Here is a 14,090-nt window from a genome sequence, read left to right on the forward strand (position 1 = left end):
ACCTATATGCGTGCTCTTTTTTATTTATTTTGAAATAACAATTTTATTACAACCTGCACATAAATCCCGAACATACATAAAGTATAATGCGGTATTCTTTTTCAATATAAATCTCGGTCATGGAGCGCTTTTGAAAGCGCTCTTTTTATTTAAATCCACTTTATTATTTTTATTACTATATAAGATATATAGTTTCATACGAAATCAATAAAAAGAATATTCTATACTGTATAATCTACATTGAGTAATACGATTGTGTTGGGTAATACGATTGTGCAGAGTAATATGATTGTGCTGGGTAATAAGGTTGTAAAGAATAATATGATTGTGCTGGGGTATAACTTTGTTGCGTATGCTGTGATTGCAGCGCTTGTTGTTGTGCTTGTATAGCCTGATGAACCGCTTGAATAGTACTTTGTGCAGGCCCTGATCCTCCTAAAGGGCGCATTTGCGTTTTATTATAAAAAAAATCAAAAAACATCCTATATTCACCTCATCCTGTCAATATTTTGTCTTCCATCTTTTATACTATGAATATTTAATTACAATGGATAATACATGACACTTTTCACCTTATAACTCTTGGATCTCTTTCTATTCAAATAAAGATTTTGTATTACTTAATGAGTCACATCACTAATCTCAGCTGTTATCCAATCCGTATCAACATCTTCAATTGGTGGCATTTCTCCCAAGCGCTCAAATGCTATCTTTTTCTTTTTTGCAAGTGATTCATCTAAATTGCTTTGTCTCTCAAGGATTCGCCTTAAACCTTCACCAGCTTTTGCTAAAACCCTCATTGTATCTTCCTTAGTACTTGTTGCCATCAAAATCCTCGAATCAATCGGAATGCTTATAGCATGGATACCTGATGTTACTTCCGAAATATTGATAGAATCACTTAATGGAATAGCACAAAAACGATATTTCCCCACTTTAATTTCATGACCAACTGCAGGTAACCATTCATCAAACGCTAGATAAAAACGTTGAGCTTGCTCATTTACCTTGATTTCCATTTCTTTTCCCTCCAAAATAAAAATTTTGTTTAGTTTTATAACATCTCATTTGTTTAATATTTCAATTTATTAACAACAAAACATTTAATAATGTTAAAATATAGAAGTAGTTCATTTTATTACTAGGAGGGATCTCCATGTCCATGGGAACCTGGGTCGCAATTTTTATTGCTATATTTTGCGGAGTTATTTCTTCTAATAGCAAGTTGAAAAACTCCCGTAATAAAAATGGATAAACACCCCGCTGAAATGCTAGATATTTAGCATTTCAGCTACTAATCTATCCCAAATAACTATTTTGTTAAAAACTTCTCACCTTTTATTTGGACAAGCATATGATATACTATCACTCTCATAGAGTTCTCCTTTTTTCAAGAGTACATATTTGATATGTACTCTTTTTTCATTCGCCTTTACGAATAATCTTTTTTTACATTACACATACTATCTATGAGTCAGCTTCCCATGGCTACACTCCAGACTGTTTAGGCACACGGCAGGTAACTTAGTCAATTACCTGCCATTTTCTATTCAAATAACTATTTTGTTATATTCCTTGCACCTTTAAATAAGGAAAGCATTCTACTTTCCATACGGCTTATGCTTGAGTGCTAGAAGAAATCCTAGCCTTTTTTTATTTCTCTCATATTAGTTGGACCTTTCCATTTCCCTTCACGTTCCCACTTCTTCTTGAGCTTTCCAACGTAAGTAAAACTGCGTTCATACATAATGCTGATTTCCGTATCTGGAATACCTTGTATATTCAAACCTCTTACAATTTCAGGGGTTAATCCAATTGGCGCTCTCTTTCTCGGTCCACCGTTCTTTTTCGGCTGTGTATCCAAGTATCTACCCAACTGGCGTAATTCTTCACCAGTCGGGCATGCTTTACATTCATTCACACTAAAACTTTCATTGGATGTACGGTTGTAATAACAACATCTGCATTTCTGTTCAATAATGTCACCAATTTGGTATGTGAGCTCTTTTCGTTCTTCCTTTGTCAGTTTCATACCATCCACCTATAAGACTGCCTTGAGCGCTATACCGAGCGCTTGTGATCTACCTTGTAACTCAAGACGGTGTTCACGTTCTTTCGCAACTGTTTCTTCGGCAGCACGTATGTTGATATGTATTTTTCGAAGGTCATGCTCTAATTCATGATTCTTTTCTGTAACTGCGTTGAATTCGTTTAGTAATGAATTGTAATCTTCCTCGCGAGCTTGCGATTGTTGCTTCATGCTTTCAAATGCATCTTCCGCTTCAAAACGTGCTTTTGTTTCTTCAATGAGACCTTGCTCTAGTTTTTCTTTTATATCATTTAATTCTCCGTACAGTTTCGATACTTCACTTAGCTCTTTTCGAAGGGTATCTTTTTCATCAAGAACGTCATTTAATCGCTCTTTCCAAAATGCATCTAACTCTTCTACTCTCTCGATATGCTCAGCAACTACAGGTTTTAATTTTGGCAGTTCAGATTTCGTTTTCTCGTCATTTTGAGGTTGTGTTGATGGTTTTGTATACTGAGGATTCTTAGGTGCGCCTACACGCTTATCAGGCGTTGCATTTGTTTCACGTCTTTTTGCAACGTAATAATATAAATCCCCTTCGGTCACGCCAAATTCTGCCGCGATATTTCCCCAAGTCCATTTCTTTTCATCAGCAGCACGTAATTTTTCAGCAGTCGCACAAATTTGATCCCAGTTTTTTTGTTCAGCCATATGTTCCGTTCTCCCCTCAAGTAGGTTCTCACCTAAGCTTTTTAGATTTTTACCGATTTCACAGTTCTCTGAACACCAACGCGCTATCGCATAATTGTTTCCAATCGATTTAGCAACCGTTTTACACGCTTTGCAGTGATTATCTTGTAAATTTAGAATCCTAAGTCGGACCTGCCGTTTCTCCTTTTTGTTCAATCCATCACCCCATATGAGATTGAAAGGGAGATAGTACAACGAAATTGTCATACTACCAACCTGTATTTATTAGTCTTCTAATGTTTCATCAAAAGGCTTGTCCTCATCAGAGACTTCAAATCCATCAGAAGATTCCGATTTTTCCACTTGTACTTGCTCTTCTTCCGTGACAACCGTTTCTTCTGTCTCTGTTTCTTCCTTCGGTTTCTCTTCTGCTTTTGGCTGCTCTGCTACATGTGGATGTTTCTCTTTCCATTCGTGCCATTTAATTGCCATTGGTGCGATACGAGCGCGGTAATCATCTATCATTTCAATCAGCTTCACGTTAGAAATTTTCAGCTCATTTGCTAACTTTAGATATGACTCTCCTTCGAGTTTTCGTTTTACAATGTAAGCAAAATCATGCGGTAAATCATCTAAACCTGGAGCGAGCCCGCTGATGATAAACGCATCTACAATTTCACGATCCGCTTGCTCTTTCTCTTCACGAGTTGGAATTTTCTCTTCTGGAATATCGAAATCAGCTTCTAACTGTTCAAATGATGCCTTTACTTCTTTCACAAACCCTTTGTCATCAACCTCATACTGCGTTACTGGTTCGTTCGTTTTTGCGTTAACAGTAACGTTGAAATTAACCTGCATGGATTCCAGCGAGATAAATACTTTTGTATCGATCATTTCGGAAAGTACATCCAACTTACCGCGCAATGATGAATCCGTTACTTCCAAAACGATTTCTTTCTTCCCATCAGGTTTAAGATTTACTTTCTTTAAAGTTGGTTTGAATTCGATATATGACATATGATCCGCTCCCTTTATTTAGCCTTTTTTAGTTTTTTCTCTTCACGTTTTAATTTGTTGTACTCATCTAGTGTGATGAATCCGCCATATTTGATAACATGCTTTAAAAGAATGAGTTGTAAGTGTGGATATTTATATTCGAACATCTTCTTTTTCACCGCGAATGTTTCCGTCACCATACCCTTTATGTCCACGACTTCTACATCACCATTTGGCAAATAAACCATGAAGTCTGCGATATATGTAATTGCCTTAAAACTTTTACCGTTCTTTGTAAACGCTGGTTGCAAGGTGAACCTTGGTTGTAATTCGAAGCTTTTAATTTCACCTGCAGCTTGGCGAACCTTTAAACCAGAATAATAATCCGATTCAGCCTTACTATCGAATACATGGCCGTCTAGCTCAGCTTTTTTATTGTTATATTTACTCATAACTTTTCTCTTTCGCTTCACTAATTAACTGAGTGATTTCATATACAGCATTTTGTGCACATTCCATGTTTCTTCACCCCTTGAATATTTTTCAAAAATCAATACATACTATTTTCAAGCCGCTTAATCCACGGCTGGTACTTCCTTCTTTTACAGTAAGAGGCAGATTGGTTCATCACTTTTCTAATTCTTACTGTATATTTTTAAAAATATCGAAAATAATATCAACAAGCTGTTCGAACTAGCAGCTTCACTCTTCTCGCAATGGGAATGCAATTTATCACAATTAGCTAACTCATTCGACTAACTGGCAGACAACCGAAAATGTTGTCTGCTTTTTGTATGGAATTTTTCATTTTACATATACTACTTTTGAGCCTGTTGCCAATGCAAGCCATTTGGTGTTTTGAATTCCGACTAAGCTTTTTGTTGCATAGATTATTACATCTTTGACAACACTGTTTTAAAGCGCGTTTTCTGGTTATTCGTAGTTCTAATCCAGAATAATTTTTCTCCTATAAAGGACGGCAGGTACGACTGCTCGTCCTTTTTTACTTATACCGCATACTCTCCCTTCTGATAATTTCGAACCACATTGCCCTCATCATCGTAGTAAGCAATTTCCCAATAAGGATGGCAGTTGTGCTTTTCAATTTCTCCATCGAACAAAACAAACAGATTAGTTTTCCAGTTCCCAACGATCGTACCCCACATGCCAGCTACGTTTACTCGCATACCCATGTAAGCAAAATGTAGGTTTCTAAAGTTTTGCATTTTCTTAAACGCTTGTTCTGTGCTGTACATCCGCTTGATATCAAAAACCCCTTCGTTCTCACACTTTACAAACTTCATGAATTCAGCCATTGGCATCGTTAGAAGCTTTGTTCTGAACTTTTTCCAGTACAGAAATCTTGCCTTTCCTTCAGTTTCCGCTACCACATATTCTTCATTCGGCCATTGTTCGAAAATGGTAGTGAGTTTGAATTTGTAAAGAACCACCATCCTTTCATCTCCCCCTTAATTTGCAATCAACTGGTGGAACAGTTCTTTATTTCTTGTGTCTAGTGCATGATTAATGAGTTGGTATTTTATTAACTTTTCAATTTCATCATGATCTTCTCCGTCGATATGCGTTTCAAGCGAGCACTCATCATCTTCAAGTACTTCCATGTACAAAGGTTCCTTGTATTTACCTTTAAAATTGATTTGAATATATATCGGTGCATCATTCACATTGAAATGATGATATGCTGACATTCCATCTGTAATAGTTAAATTTGGTTTATAAAACGCGAACAGTTGACCTTCTGAAAACTCTGCAGAAATTTCAATTCCATACGGATACTTCTTTGCATTTTCAACAAAGTGGATTCTAGTTACAAACCTTAAATGTTTATGAAATGTGTAGATAAATGGAAAGCCCTCGTGTCTTCTGGGCAAGATATGGTTTAAAACAAATTGCATAAACTCACGCTTTTTCTCAACCGACACGTTGCTCATGCAGTAACCCCCTTTTCCATCCTTCAAATTTTTGTATCCAAGCATCCCATTGTTCTTGGTATGAAGCTTCCTGCTGCTTTGCTACCTCACAATTACAACCCTCAATCGTTATCATCCCAGGATAAATTTCTTTATGAACTACGCCAGTGTTACTGCATGTCATGCACATTTTCTTCACTCCTTTTCACGATAATCTTCGCCTTCAATTTCGACGATGTAATGCTTGCTCATGCCTTGTAATCGACTATTTGCTGCAAAACCAATTTTTTCTCCTAATGTTTCATTATCTTCATTAGAACTGTATAAAATAGGCATATTATGTCGATACCGATAATCAATAATTTGATAGTAGAGATTCTCTTTTGCTTCTGACCATTTTGATTTCCCTAAATCATCCCAAATGAGAACCTCTACTTTTTTTGCATGATCCATCAGGCGATTAAATTCTTTTTTATCATCATTCATCATCTTGGCTGCAATGAGATCATCCATAAAAGTTCCGTCTGATATTAGCAGCACGCTATATCCTTGATTCATAAGATACTTCGCTGCAGCTACTTGAAGATGCGTTTTACCAAGTCCAAAACTGTTATGTTCTCTCTTTGCTTGCGCTTGCTTTGCTAGCTCTAATTGCTTAATTCGTAACTCACCAAATGTTGCAACAAAACCTAAACTATTTTGTTTTGTCCCTTTGATTTGTTTAAAGTAATGCAGATACTCCACCATCATTTTGTAAAGAAGCTTTTGTTGCTCTGTTTCCCGCTTGTAAGAATCAAAACGGGCATTTGTAAATTCTTCGGGAATCATTGCGTTTTTTAACCTACGCTCTAATACTCGTTGCGCTTTGCATTCACAATCTTTTTGCATAGACACTCTCATACCGAATTGATTAACTTCTTCGTAAAAAATCACTTCTGAATCCTGACATTTTAAACATCTATACTCGTTTGATGTAGTTGGGTCTATTGCGTTCTCTGCTTGCAATTTCTTCCTCATAGCTTCTGCCCGTACTAAAACCTTTGCCAGCGCGTCCCCTACGTGTTGCATTCTCTACACCACCTCTTTGATTTTTATAATCCTCATCAAGCTTGATTACATCTGCCAATGTTTTCACGTTGCTTTTTTGCCAGTTGAATAAAATACCGCTAATGTATTTCCATCGTTTCGCGTTCTGATCAACCGCCCTATCAACAGCTTCCATAATGATTTGGCTACCTAATACATCACTAAACTCTCCCAAATCCTGCATTGCCGTTTCACTTAATGGAATGTTGTTCTGTAAAAGGTAGTTATAACTTTTTTGAAATTCTTCATCTATCAAAGGATGCTTATCTACATCATCATTAGTTAGTTTAGTACTTGGTATATCAGTACTTAGTAAATCATTAGTATTTAGTAGTTGGCCTTTTTCCACTGAGTGGTTTTCCATACGTGTGGTTTTCCAGTCAATGGTTTTACCACTAGGTGGTTTTTCCATAGGATGGTTTTCCTTATCTATGGTCGGTACTTCATAAACAGCAGTTTCCCAATGTGATATTTTTCCTGTCTCTGAATCTTGAACTGGATAACGTTTCAAATATCCTGCAGCCTTTAATTCTTTGAGAGTACTTGTTGTTATTTTTTCGCTATCTTTGGCATGTTGACTTAGCTCTGTTGCATGAAAAGTCCAATCATCAGGTAAAGAAAGCATGTATGCTAATAATCCTTTTGCTCGCCAACTCAGATTTTCATCACGTAAAGGCGTGTTGTGTATCACCGAGTAATTTGTATCCTTCTTAACTCGAAAGATGCCCATCTTATGACCCCCTTGTGCAAATCGCGATGTAAGACTCATTTTCCTTAATGACTTTCTCTATTCGATAACCTGGATAACCAGTTTGTATATAACATGCAATCGACTGTTTTAATTCATCTTTTGATTGTGCTCTCTCCCACAATTTGCGAGAGAGTAGCACCTTTGATTTGTTACTCACCTTCAATCACGAATTCTGCCTGTCCATTCCCTTCAGCTGATTGATCCACTTCAATTGGATCTGCTTCTATGAATTCTGGTTCTTCCGTGATATCTTTTCGAACCACTTCGTCATGCTGGGCTTGTGACTGAACTTCAATGCTAATTGGCAAGTATTTAAACATGTAACGAACCACTGTTTTCTTCGCCATTTCCTCATAATCTGTTTTCCACGGGCTATAGTTCGAATTTGCTGAAGCTGAACGCCCTCTTCTTTTTTCAATTTCACTCTTTGGCATAAATTCCATTTGATGCCCACCATCTTTGAAATGTGCGACTGCATACGCTCCAATAAACTCACCACGATCACCAAATGACGGTTTGTGCTTCAGTTGAGGGTGTAAACCTAACTCGTATTCAAACTCATCATTTTCATAAACTGCATGTGCATAGATGCTTTGAATGTGACCAGAACGTCTTGCTAAATCAATCATGCCTTTATATCCGATAATGAAAGTCGCTTCACTCTTATATGGTAAGATGTAGCAATGCCCTAACAATCCTGGCTCCAACCCTAATTGTACGGCTTGCATAACAGCTCCCATAAGCGATGGTACTTTGCATTCAAGTAGCTTTGGATTTGTACGAATCGTTGTTAATGCAATTCGGCTCATCCGATCCATACTCATGTGTTTCGGTAACACTTCCGCAAAACGTGGAGCCATTTTCTTCATATACGCTTCTACTGTTTGTTCAGGTGTTACTGGTGTGCTTACCTTACGATTTGCTAATTGATTTTTTACATCTTTGTTAGTTGCCATTGTTTATTTCCTCCCTTATTTAACTGTGAATTTTCTTGATTTAGATTCTTTAACATACTGCTCAAATAAATCTGGGTGTTCCGCTTTGAATCGCTTGCTATCAAACCGATTAGTTGTATATGACTTCCAATAAATCTTGTAGTTCTCAGTTCCACCAACTTCATTGGTACCGAGTTTTGCTTTGATTTTGTTTTCGTACTCTACCTTTTGTTCTTGCAGGACTTTAATTTCTCGGTCCACTTGATCACGCGCTTCAATGAGAAGTTCTTCTTGCTTACCTAAACTTACAAAGCTATCTGTAATGGATTCTGGATATAAATGTTTAAGTAATTCTGTTGATGAATCCGAACCGTCAAACATCGGTGGCTCGTTCTTCTTAACGTTGTTGAGCCAGAAGTCTTTTTCAATATCGATAAGGTACTGGATCAATTCCTCATCGCGTTCGATTTTTTTATGAACAAATTTGTTGCCACCGATGAGTACCGCAATCCACCATGCTTCATAGCCAGTTACGGCCATATAATGTTGACACTGTAAGAGATAAGCAGCTGGAACTTCCTCATCTTCCCACTCTTTTTTTAAATATTCCGACGACGTTTTGCATTCAAGTCCAACTTTTTCACCAACAATTAATCGATCCACATTCGCTAACATCCACGGATATTCAGGGTGTTGAAGAATGGCATTTCTGCGTTGAACCTTTAAATCTGTGCGTTTTGCAAATTCTTTTGCCACTACTTCTTCTAAAACGTTGCCGAAGTATGCAGCTTCACTTTGTATATCTTCCTTTTCAATCGCTTGTGTTTTTTCAAGGAATACTTGCACTGCTGATTTCCATTTATTTAAACCTGCTATTGCAGAAACATCTGAGCCGCCAATACCTTGTGTACGTGCTTGCAACCACTGATCGTGGTCCATATTGAGTGTATTTACCAATACTTTTGCTTGCATGTTCTATTCACTCGCTTTCTGTGATATACTAGCCCTAACTTATCTTTTTAAAGGGACCTCCTGCTGCTACAGGTGGTCTTTTTCATGCATATCTCCAAATAAAGCCTTTGGATGTTCTTCTCTTTCCTTTACATACATTCGCTATGTGAACAGGGCTGATACCGATAAATCTCGCTGCAGCCTTTGTTGATTTAAATTTCCTAAGTACTTGAAGCGTATGTTGATCTATTTGCTCGACAGGTTTGGATGTCTTTGACTTTAGATCTTTCGCATAATCTTTCGGCAATAAATACTTATAAGCATGCTTCATGTTCTCTGAATTTGTAACCCATTCCAAATTGGAAATTGTGTTATTACTTCTATTTCCGTCCTTATGATTCACGTGGCTTTTTCCATCTGGATTTTCAATAAAAGCTTCTGTAACCAATCTGTGAACATAGAATTTTTGAGCTTTCCCATTAAGATGCAATTGCACCTTTTTATAGCCTTGACTACAAAATTGCTTGCGGTACTTCTCTTTTTTGAACTTGATTGACTTTACATTTCCTGTGCTTGAAATTTCGTAATGCCCCTCGTAACCTGTTACAGACTTCCAGGTTTCTTTCATGTCATAACCACCTCTTATTCCCTTGCGGTTTTCTTCTCAAATCCAAGCTGCGTAATCATGTAATCCATGATGTTATCCTTTAGGACCACTTCGCCATCTGGTGCGATTAAAAACTCATCACCTGGCAGAATTTCATTACCTAATGCATCTTCAACTGGATAGTCTATCATCTGTTCTTGCGGATCTGCTTTACCGTAGCCGTTGTGCATCGCCATCGGGTTATCTAGCATCGTGCTCACCTCCTTTAATGTAGGATTTTCCTCCTTTCTGTCGAATTAGTTAGACGAAAGGAGGTGTTTGTATGAAACCAAATACTATAAATATTCGCGTTGATTTAGATGATATTTTCAAACTATCTCATCATGAAATTGTTGACCGTGTTTTAAAATACGTCCATGAACAATCGCGCCAGTATAATGATTTAACTCCAGAGAGCAGTCTAGAAATGGTTATAAAAGAAGCGACAAAAGCTTACGAAGATAACTTAAGAAAACATATGCATGAACGATATAGTGCTACTATTTCTGGTCAAGTTGAAGTACAACGTTAGATTCACAAATTTGCTTATTATTTAATAGAATTTTCACTTCTACAACAGTCTCTGTTACCGCAGGTGCTGGAATTACTTTGGTTTTGTTGTTCATTTCCATTTAAATCACCTCCTCGCAAAGAGTAATGCAATGTGCTCTTTCTACCACACTTGCATCAACGCCCTGACTTCTTAACCGTCGGATAATTCCTAAGATGTTTTTACGATCCTTTTCACGTTCCACATCGTGCTTTTCTTTCGCTCGATACAGTGCTGCAAGTTCTCGTCTAGCTGACCTTGCTTCCTTAATCCATGTACAAAGTGCAATTGGATCCTGTTGCTTTAATGCTTCGATTTGCATTTGATTACAATATTTTAAGAACTCATCTAACACCTGTTTCTTTTGCATGTCCTTTTGTAAAACTGGTGCTGTTATGCTCATACTGTTTTCTCCTTTCGTAACTGTTCATTTTCTTGCTTTAGCTGTTCGTTCTCGTTGATAAGCTTTTCAAATGTATCGAATAGCGCTACGCCACCCACGAATGAAACGATAACCACCGCTGTAACCAAAAGGCTGAATGTACTTTCAACCAACGTTTGGTTCCTCCTTTTGGGCTTCTAGCCATGCTTCCAAATCTTTTTGTAAGAAGAGTAATTTGCGCCCTTCTCGTATAACCGGAAACTTCGGATGACTTGCCAACTCATACATTCTACAAACCGCGATGTTAAGGTAAGCTGCCGCTTCTTTTACTCGCATTACTTTGTTTGGTTGTGATTGTTGATGTAAATCAGCTAATGCTGATCTGATTTCTTCACGAACAACTTCACGGATTGACTCTTTAATGATTTGATCTAACCCCATTTTGTTTTGCTCCCTTCTATTTAACTTAACCAACCTTAACTTAACTATAAGTTAAGTCAAGGGCAAAAAATTTTAATTGCTTCTAGTTTCACTTTTAAGAAATCAGCAATTTTTACAATTAAGTCATAATAAGGACGGCGTTTGCCGTTTTCTATGTACCAATAGTACACTTCCGTAATACCAACGGCCTCAGCTACTTCCTTACATGTATATCCCTGTTCTACACGTAGCTGTTTTAGAGTTTTCATATGCAACTCCTCTCTTCCGTTTTTGTTGTTAATTACATATTAACTTAACCTTAAGTTAAGTTCAAGTGTTTTATAAAACTTTTTTCAAAAACTTTACCTTTCCACTTAACTGATAGTTAATATATAATGACAGTGTAGCAAAGTGCCGTGTGTCACACTATAACAGTGGTAAAGAAGAAATAACTTCATATAAAATAGATAAAATAAACTTGGGGTGTTTTAATTATGTTTAGTCATGAAAGGTTAAAGTTGTTAATTGAAAAAAGAGGGATTACTCAACAACAATTAGCTGATGCAATTGGTGTTAGTCATGTTTCTGTTTATAACTACGTTGAAGGAAAAAAATCACCAGGTACACGTACACTTCAAAAAATAGCTAATCATTTAAATGTTACTACTGATTATCTACTTGGGTTATCTGATTCGCCAGATTTAACAGCAGACCAAGATCTACAACTTACAAAAGAAGCTCAAGAAATTCTTCAAATCATAAATGATCTACCTGAAGAACAACGAAAAAAAGCATTAGAACAACTAGAAATGTTTGTGAGTTACGAAAAAGCTAAAGGGAATATTTAATGAAAAAAGACTATCCGAAAAAATTAGATAGTCTTTTTTAAATTACTTTGTCTCTTTCATGTCCACTTAAACAGATAGATAATAATATTTCTTTTGGGTTATCTTCTTCTTGCAGAAGTAAAAGCGCTTTTTTTATCAGATTAACTTCCCCATCTTTACTTTTCATCTTCTCTTATCCCCTTATCATTTTTGTTATTTTTTTACATAAATTTCTTTTTTGTTCATAAACCTAAAAAGGAAATCTTACTTAAAACTACAAATGACACCGTCAATTAAGACGATGTCATTTTAAATTTATATATGTAAACCTATATTTTGTATCTTACCAACCGCCACCAGGATCAACCATCATTTGCTGAACTACTGGTTTTGAGTCATTTGTACTAGGCTTTTCTTTCGCAGAATCAGTGTTAACAACTAGTGTAATTGCTAATAATAGTACAGGAATAATTGTAATTAATTTTTTCATCTAATCACCTCTTTCCGATGCTAATTATAACAAATATTCAAATTAAACCCAAGTGAATTTTCGGTAAATTCGAATAAAATATATTTCCTGATTTTTGACACATTAGAAGAGATTGTTTCATTAACTCTTCTCTTTTAGCTCCCTCATATGTTAAAGCTAAATAAGCGGTCTGTATGTCTGTTAATTCACCTGTAGAACTTTTTATTTGATTTAATATTTCCCTCGCTCCTATTGTATTACCTTGTTTAATCATTAAATATGCCAGCTCACTTGGATGTACAACATCTGTATCACTAATTTCTTTGTCATGGTGAATCTTTAAAAATGATAATGTATGTTGCACCATTTCTTTCTTCTTCTCTACAGCTTCAACTTTTCTATCACCAATCACTTGTAATGTTTTCTCTAGGTAATATTTTGAGTTCTCATATTCACCTACTGAGAAAACATACGATTCACCTAGCTTTAAGTACGCATTTACTTTTGGAAAAGAAAAATAGTTATCCCACTCAAGATCATCTATTAATTTAATACAAACGTTTCTTGCTTCATCTACTTCTCCTCCTTGCAATGAAGTAACAGCAATCGCTTCTCTGTAACGTAATTTGAAGCACTCACGAAGATATTTATTACTAATTTTATCAATTTTAGTTTCTATTGATTTCAGACGCTCATTTAAAGTCGTATAATTTCCTGTTTGATATTGCGCTTGACATAATAAAATTTCAGTTAACAATTCCATCTCAATTGTTTTCACTGATTTACTTGCTATATGCAACGCTTTATAATATAGTTTGGCATTCAACTCACCGATATATCGTTTATAAATAATCAGATACACACTAGCAAATTCTTTATTTTCAGACACCTTAGACTGTAATTCACTATTTATTACTTCAATCAAAAGATTGAACTTACCTCTTAAAGCTAAGTCCTCCATCGCTTCACGTAAATTCTCTGATTTCGGATTTGTGACATCAATATAATCCTTTAATATATTCCCTTGTACCTGTATGCCTTTATTTAATAGAATAATTGTTTTAGAAAGAAAACCAAAACTAATATCTGTGTTACCTTTAAATACTTTTGTAACAGTACTTGGCTTAACACCCCAATGATCTGCTAGTTTATTTTTTCTTATACCAGCTACGCATAATTCTTTTTCAATTTGACCTAGAGCTTTCCACATGCTTTGTCCCCCTTATTGGAACAAGACACACTTCCCTATCATGAACACGCACCTTAATGCTGAATTACATCAAAAAGCTGTGTTATAACTAGCCGTATACGTTACGAAAACTCGTAAACGAAAGGCTCATGGCAAATGTTTTCCCTACTTCAATTAGGGCTAAACGGTGTAAACGTGTTCCCAGCATATTTACACACACTATGGGTCTTTTTTGTTC

At 36.2% G+C, this 14,090-nt stretch carries 25 protein-coding genes and 1 pseudogene; 2 read left to right on the top strand and 24 right to left on the bottom strand.

Going from position 1 to position 14,090, the window contains the following annotated elements; translation table 11 throughout:
- Window positions 1-235 precede the first annotated feature (235 nt).
- The 16 genes and pseudogenes from B9A45_RS16790 to B9A45_RS16860 form a co-directional block, all read right to left on the bottom strand.
- On the bottom strand, window positions 236-481 hold the full coding sequence (locus tag B9A45_RS16790; protein ID WP_084064293.1) for a DUF3947 family protein: 246 nt from the start codon (window positions 479-481) through the stop codon (window positions 236-238).
- 139 nt (window positions 482-620) lie between these two features.
- Entirely contained in the window at window positions 621-1,019 is a 399-nt protein-coding gene (locus B9A45_RS16795) for a hypothetical protein (protein ID WP_084064294.1), read from the bottom strand.
- A gap of 623 nt (window positions 1,020-1,642) precedes the next feature.
- Window positions 1,643-2,032: a hypothetical protein gene (locus tag B9A45_RS16800; RefSeq protein ID WP_084064295.1), complete on the bottom strand. Its 390-nt coding sequence runs from the start codon at window positions 2,030-2,032 to the stop codon at window positions 1,643-1,645.
- Between the two features lie 9 nt (window positions 2,033-2,041).
- Window positions 2,042-2,740, bottom strand: coding sequence for a hypothetical protein (locus B9A45_RS16805; protein WP_256891724.1), 699 nt, complete (start codon window positions 2,738-2,740; stop codon window positions 2,042-2,044).
- Between the two features lie 33 nt (window positions 2,741-2,773).
- Window positions 2,774-2,986, bottom strand: a pseudogene (locus B9A45_RS32765) (zinc-finger domain-containing protein); the annotation flags it as partial.
- An 18-nt stretch (window positions 2,987-3,004) separates the two neighbouring features.
- Window positions 3,005-3,736: a 2-methylcitrate dehydratase gene (locus B9A45_RS16810; RefSeq protein ID WP_084064297.1), complete on the bottom strand. Its 732-nt coding sequence runs from the start codon at window positions 3,734-3,736 to the stop codon at window positions 3,005-3,007.
- Between the two features lie 14 nt (window positions 3,737-3,750).
- Window positions 3,751-4,167 carry a DUF1064 domain-containing protein gene (locus B9A45_RS16815; RefSeq protein ID WP_000049835.1) on the bottom strand — a complete coding sequence of 139 codons (417 nt, stop codon included), beginning with the start codon at window positions 4,165-4,167 and terminating at the stop codon, window positions 3,751-3,753.
- A 555-nt stretch (window positions 4,168-4,722) separates the two neighbouring features.
- Window positions 4,723-5,169, bottom strand: coding sequence for an MFS transporter (locus B9A45_RS16820; protein WP_255289033.1), 447 nt, complete (start codon window positions 5,167-5,169; stop codon window positions 4,723-4,725).
- A 15-nt stretch (window positions 5,170-5,184) separates the two neighbouring features.
- The gene (locus tag B9A45_RS16825; RefSeq protein ID WP_084064298.1) at window positions 5,185-5,667 is read right to left on the bottom strand and encodes a YpiB family protein; all 483 of its coding nucleotides are present in this window, start codon (window positions 5,665-5,667) and stop codon (window positions 5,185-5,187) included.
- A complete protein-coding gene (locus B9A45_RS16830) occupies window positions 5,648-5,836 on the bottom strand; it encodes a hypothetical protein (protein ID WP_084064299.1) in 189 nt (62 codons plus the stop codon). Before B9A45_RS16830 ends, B9A45_RS16825 begins: the two co-directional genes overlap by 20 nt.
- A gap of 5 nt (window positions 5,837-5,841) precedes the next feature.
- Window positions 5,842-6,651 (bottom strand): ATP-binding protein, encoded by an 810-nt coding sequence (locus tag B9A45_RS16835; RefSeq protein WP_255289036.1) that lies wholly within the window; start codon window positions 6,649-6,651, stop codon window positions 5,842-5,844.
- The gene (locus tag B9A45_RS16840; protein ID WP_084064300.1) at window positions 6,605-7,462 is read right to left on the bottom strand and encodes a DnaD domain-containing protein; all 858 of its coding nucleotides are present in this window, start codon (window positions 7,460-7,462) and stop codon (window positions 6,605-6,607) included. Before B9A45_RS16840 ends, B9A45_RS16835 begins: the two co-directional genes overlap by 47 nt.
- A 170-nt stretch (window positions 7,463-7,632) precedes the next feature.
- Window positions 7,633-8,439, bottom strand: a complete 807-nt coding sequence (recT, locus tag B9A45_RS16845) for a recombination protein RecT (protein ID WP_084064301.1) — start codon at window positions 8,437-8,439, stop codon at window positions 7,633-7,635.
- 15 nt (window positions 8,440-8,454) lie between these two features.
- A complete protein-coding gene (locus tag B9A45_RS16850) occupies window positions 8,455-9,390 on the bottom strand; it encodes a YqaJ viral recombinase family nuclease (RefSeq protein WP_084064302.1) in 936 nt (311 codons plus the stop codon).
- A gap of 82 nt (window positions 9,391-9,472) precedes the next feature.
- Window positions 9,473-9,997, bottom strand: coding sequence for an HNH endonuclease (locus B9A45_RS16855; protein WP_084064303.1), 525 nt, complete (start codon window positions 9,995-9,997; stop codon window positions 9,473-9,475).
- Window positions 9,998-10,011: 14 nt separating this feature from the next.
- Complete coding sequence (locus tag B9A45_RS16860; RefSeq protein WP_000886553.1) at window positions 10,012-10,227, bottom strand: YqaI family protein; 216 nt, start codon at window positions 10,225-10,227, stop codon at window positions 10,012-10,014.
- A gap of 71 nt (window positions 10,228-10,298) precedes the next feature.
- On the opposite strand from B9A45_RS16860, the gene B9A45_RS16865 reads away from it, so the two are divergent.
- On the top strand, window positions 10,299-10,547 hold the full coding sequence (locus tag B9A45_RS16865) for a hypothetical protein (protein WP_000804095.1): 249 nt from the start codon (window positions 10,299-10,301) through the stop codon (window positions 10,545-10,547).
- Here B9A45_RS16865 and B9A45_RS32770 read toward each other — a convergent pair.
- Genes B9A45_RS32770 through B9A45_RS16880 form a run of 5 tightly spaced genes read right to left on the bottom strand, consistent with a single transcriptional unit; the run spans window position 10,516 to window position 11,636 of the window.
- The gene (locus B9A45_RS32770; protein ID WP_000425727.1) at window positions 10,516-10,647 is read right to left on the bottom strand and encodes a hypothetical protein; all 132 of its coding nucleotides are present in this window, start codon (window positions 10,645-10,647) and stop codon (window positions 10,516-10,518) included. The genes B9A45_RS16865 and B9A45_RS32770 overlap by 32 nt on opposite strands.
- A complete protein-coding gene (locus B9A45_RS16870; RefSeq protein ID WP_084064304.1) occupies window positions 10,648-10,968 on the bottom strand; it encodes a hypothetical protein in 321 nt (106 codons plus the stop codon).
- Window positions 10,965-11,120 carry a hypothetical protein gene (locus tag B9A45_RS32220; protein ID WP_179135403.1) on the bottom strand — a complete coding sequence of 52 codons (156 nt, stop codon included), beginning with the start codon at window positions 11,118-11,120 and terminating at the stop codon, window positions 10,965-10,967. The genes B9A45_RS16870 and B9A45_RS32220 overlap by 4 nt, the downstream gene beginning before the upstream one ends.
- Window positions 11,113-11,388 carry a helix-turn-helix domain-containing protein gene (locus tag B9A45_RS16875; RefSeq protein ID WP_000522035.1) on the bottom strand — a complete coding sequence of 92 codons (276 nt, stop codon included), beginning with the start codon at window positions 11,386-11,388 and terminating at the stop codon, window positions 11,113-11,115. The genes B9A45_RS32220 and B9A45_RS16875 overlap by 8 nt, the downstream gene beginning before the upstream one ends.
- A 56-nt stretch (window positions 11,389-11,444) precedes the next feature.
- Window positions 11,445-11,636 carry a helix-turn-helix domain-containing protein gene (locus tag B9A45_RS16880; RefSeq protein ID WP_000854267.1) on the bottom strand — a complete coding sequence of 64 codons (192 nt, stop codon included), beginning with the start codon at window positions 11,634-11,636 and terminating at the stop codon, window positions 11,445-11,447.
- A 225-nt stretch (window positions 11,637-11,861) separates the two neighbouring features.
- Between B9A45_RS16880 and B9A45_RS16885 the strand changes: the two genes are divergently transcribed.
- Window positions 11,862-12,215: a helix-turn-helix domain-containing protein gene (locus B9A45_RS16885; protein ID WP_084064305.1), complete on the top strand. Its 354-nt coding sequence runs from the start codon at window positions 11,862-11,864 to the stop codon at window positions 12,213-12,215.
- 37 nt (window positions 12,216-12,252) lie between these two features.
- Here the strand turns inward: B9A45_RS16885 and B9A45_RS32775 are convergent, their stop codons facing one another.
- The 3 genes from B9A45_RS32775 to B9A45_RS16895 all read right to left on the bottom strand — a co-directional run bounded on the left by B9A45_RS32775 (window position 12,253) and on the right by B9A45_RS16895 (window position 13,873).
- Complete coding sequence (locus tag B9A45_RS32775; RefSeq protein WP_000836758.1) at window positions 12,253-12,381, bottom strand: hypothetical protein; 129 nt, start codon at window positions 12,379-12,381, stop codon at window positions 12,253-12,255.
- Between the two features lie 156 nt (window positions 12,382-12,537).
- The gene (locus tag B9A45_RS16890; RefSeq protein ID WP_000733986.1) at window positions 12,538-12,684 is read right to left on the bottom strand and encodes a hypothetical protein; all 147 of its coding nucleotides are present in this window, start codon (window positions 12,682-12,684) and stop codon (window positions 12,538-12,540) included.
- Window positions 12,685-12,721: 37 nt separating this feature from the next.
- Complete coding sequence (locus tag B9A45_RS16895; RefSeq protein ID WP_000265304.1) at window positions 12,722-13,873, bottom strand: AimR family lysis-lysogeny pheromone receptor; 1,152 nt, start codon at window positions 13,871-13,873, stop codon at window positions 12,722-12,724.
- Between the last annotated feature and the right edge of the window lie 217 nt (window positions 13,874-14,090).

The organism is Bacillus sp. JKS001846 (assembly GCF_900176455.1).
Lineage (GTDB): Bacteria > Bacillota > Bacilli > Bacillales > Bacillaceae_G > Bacillus_A > Bacillus_A cereus.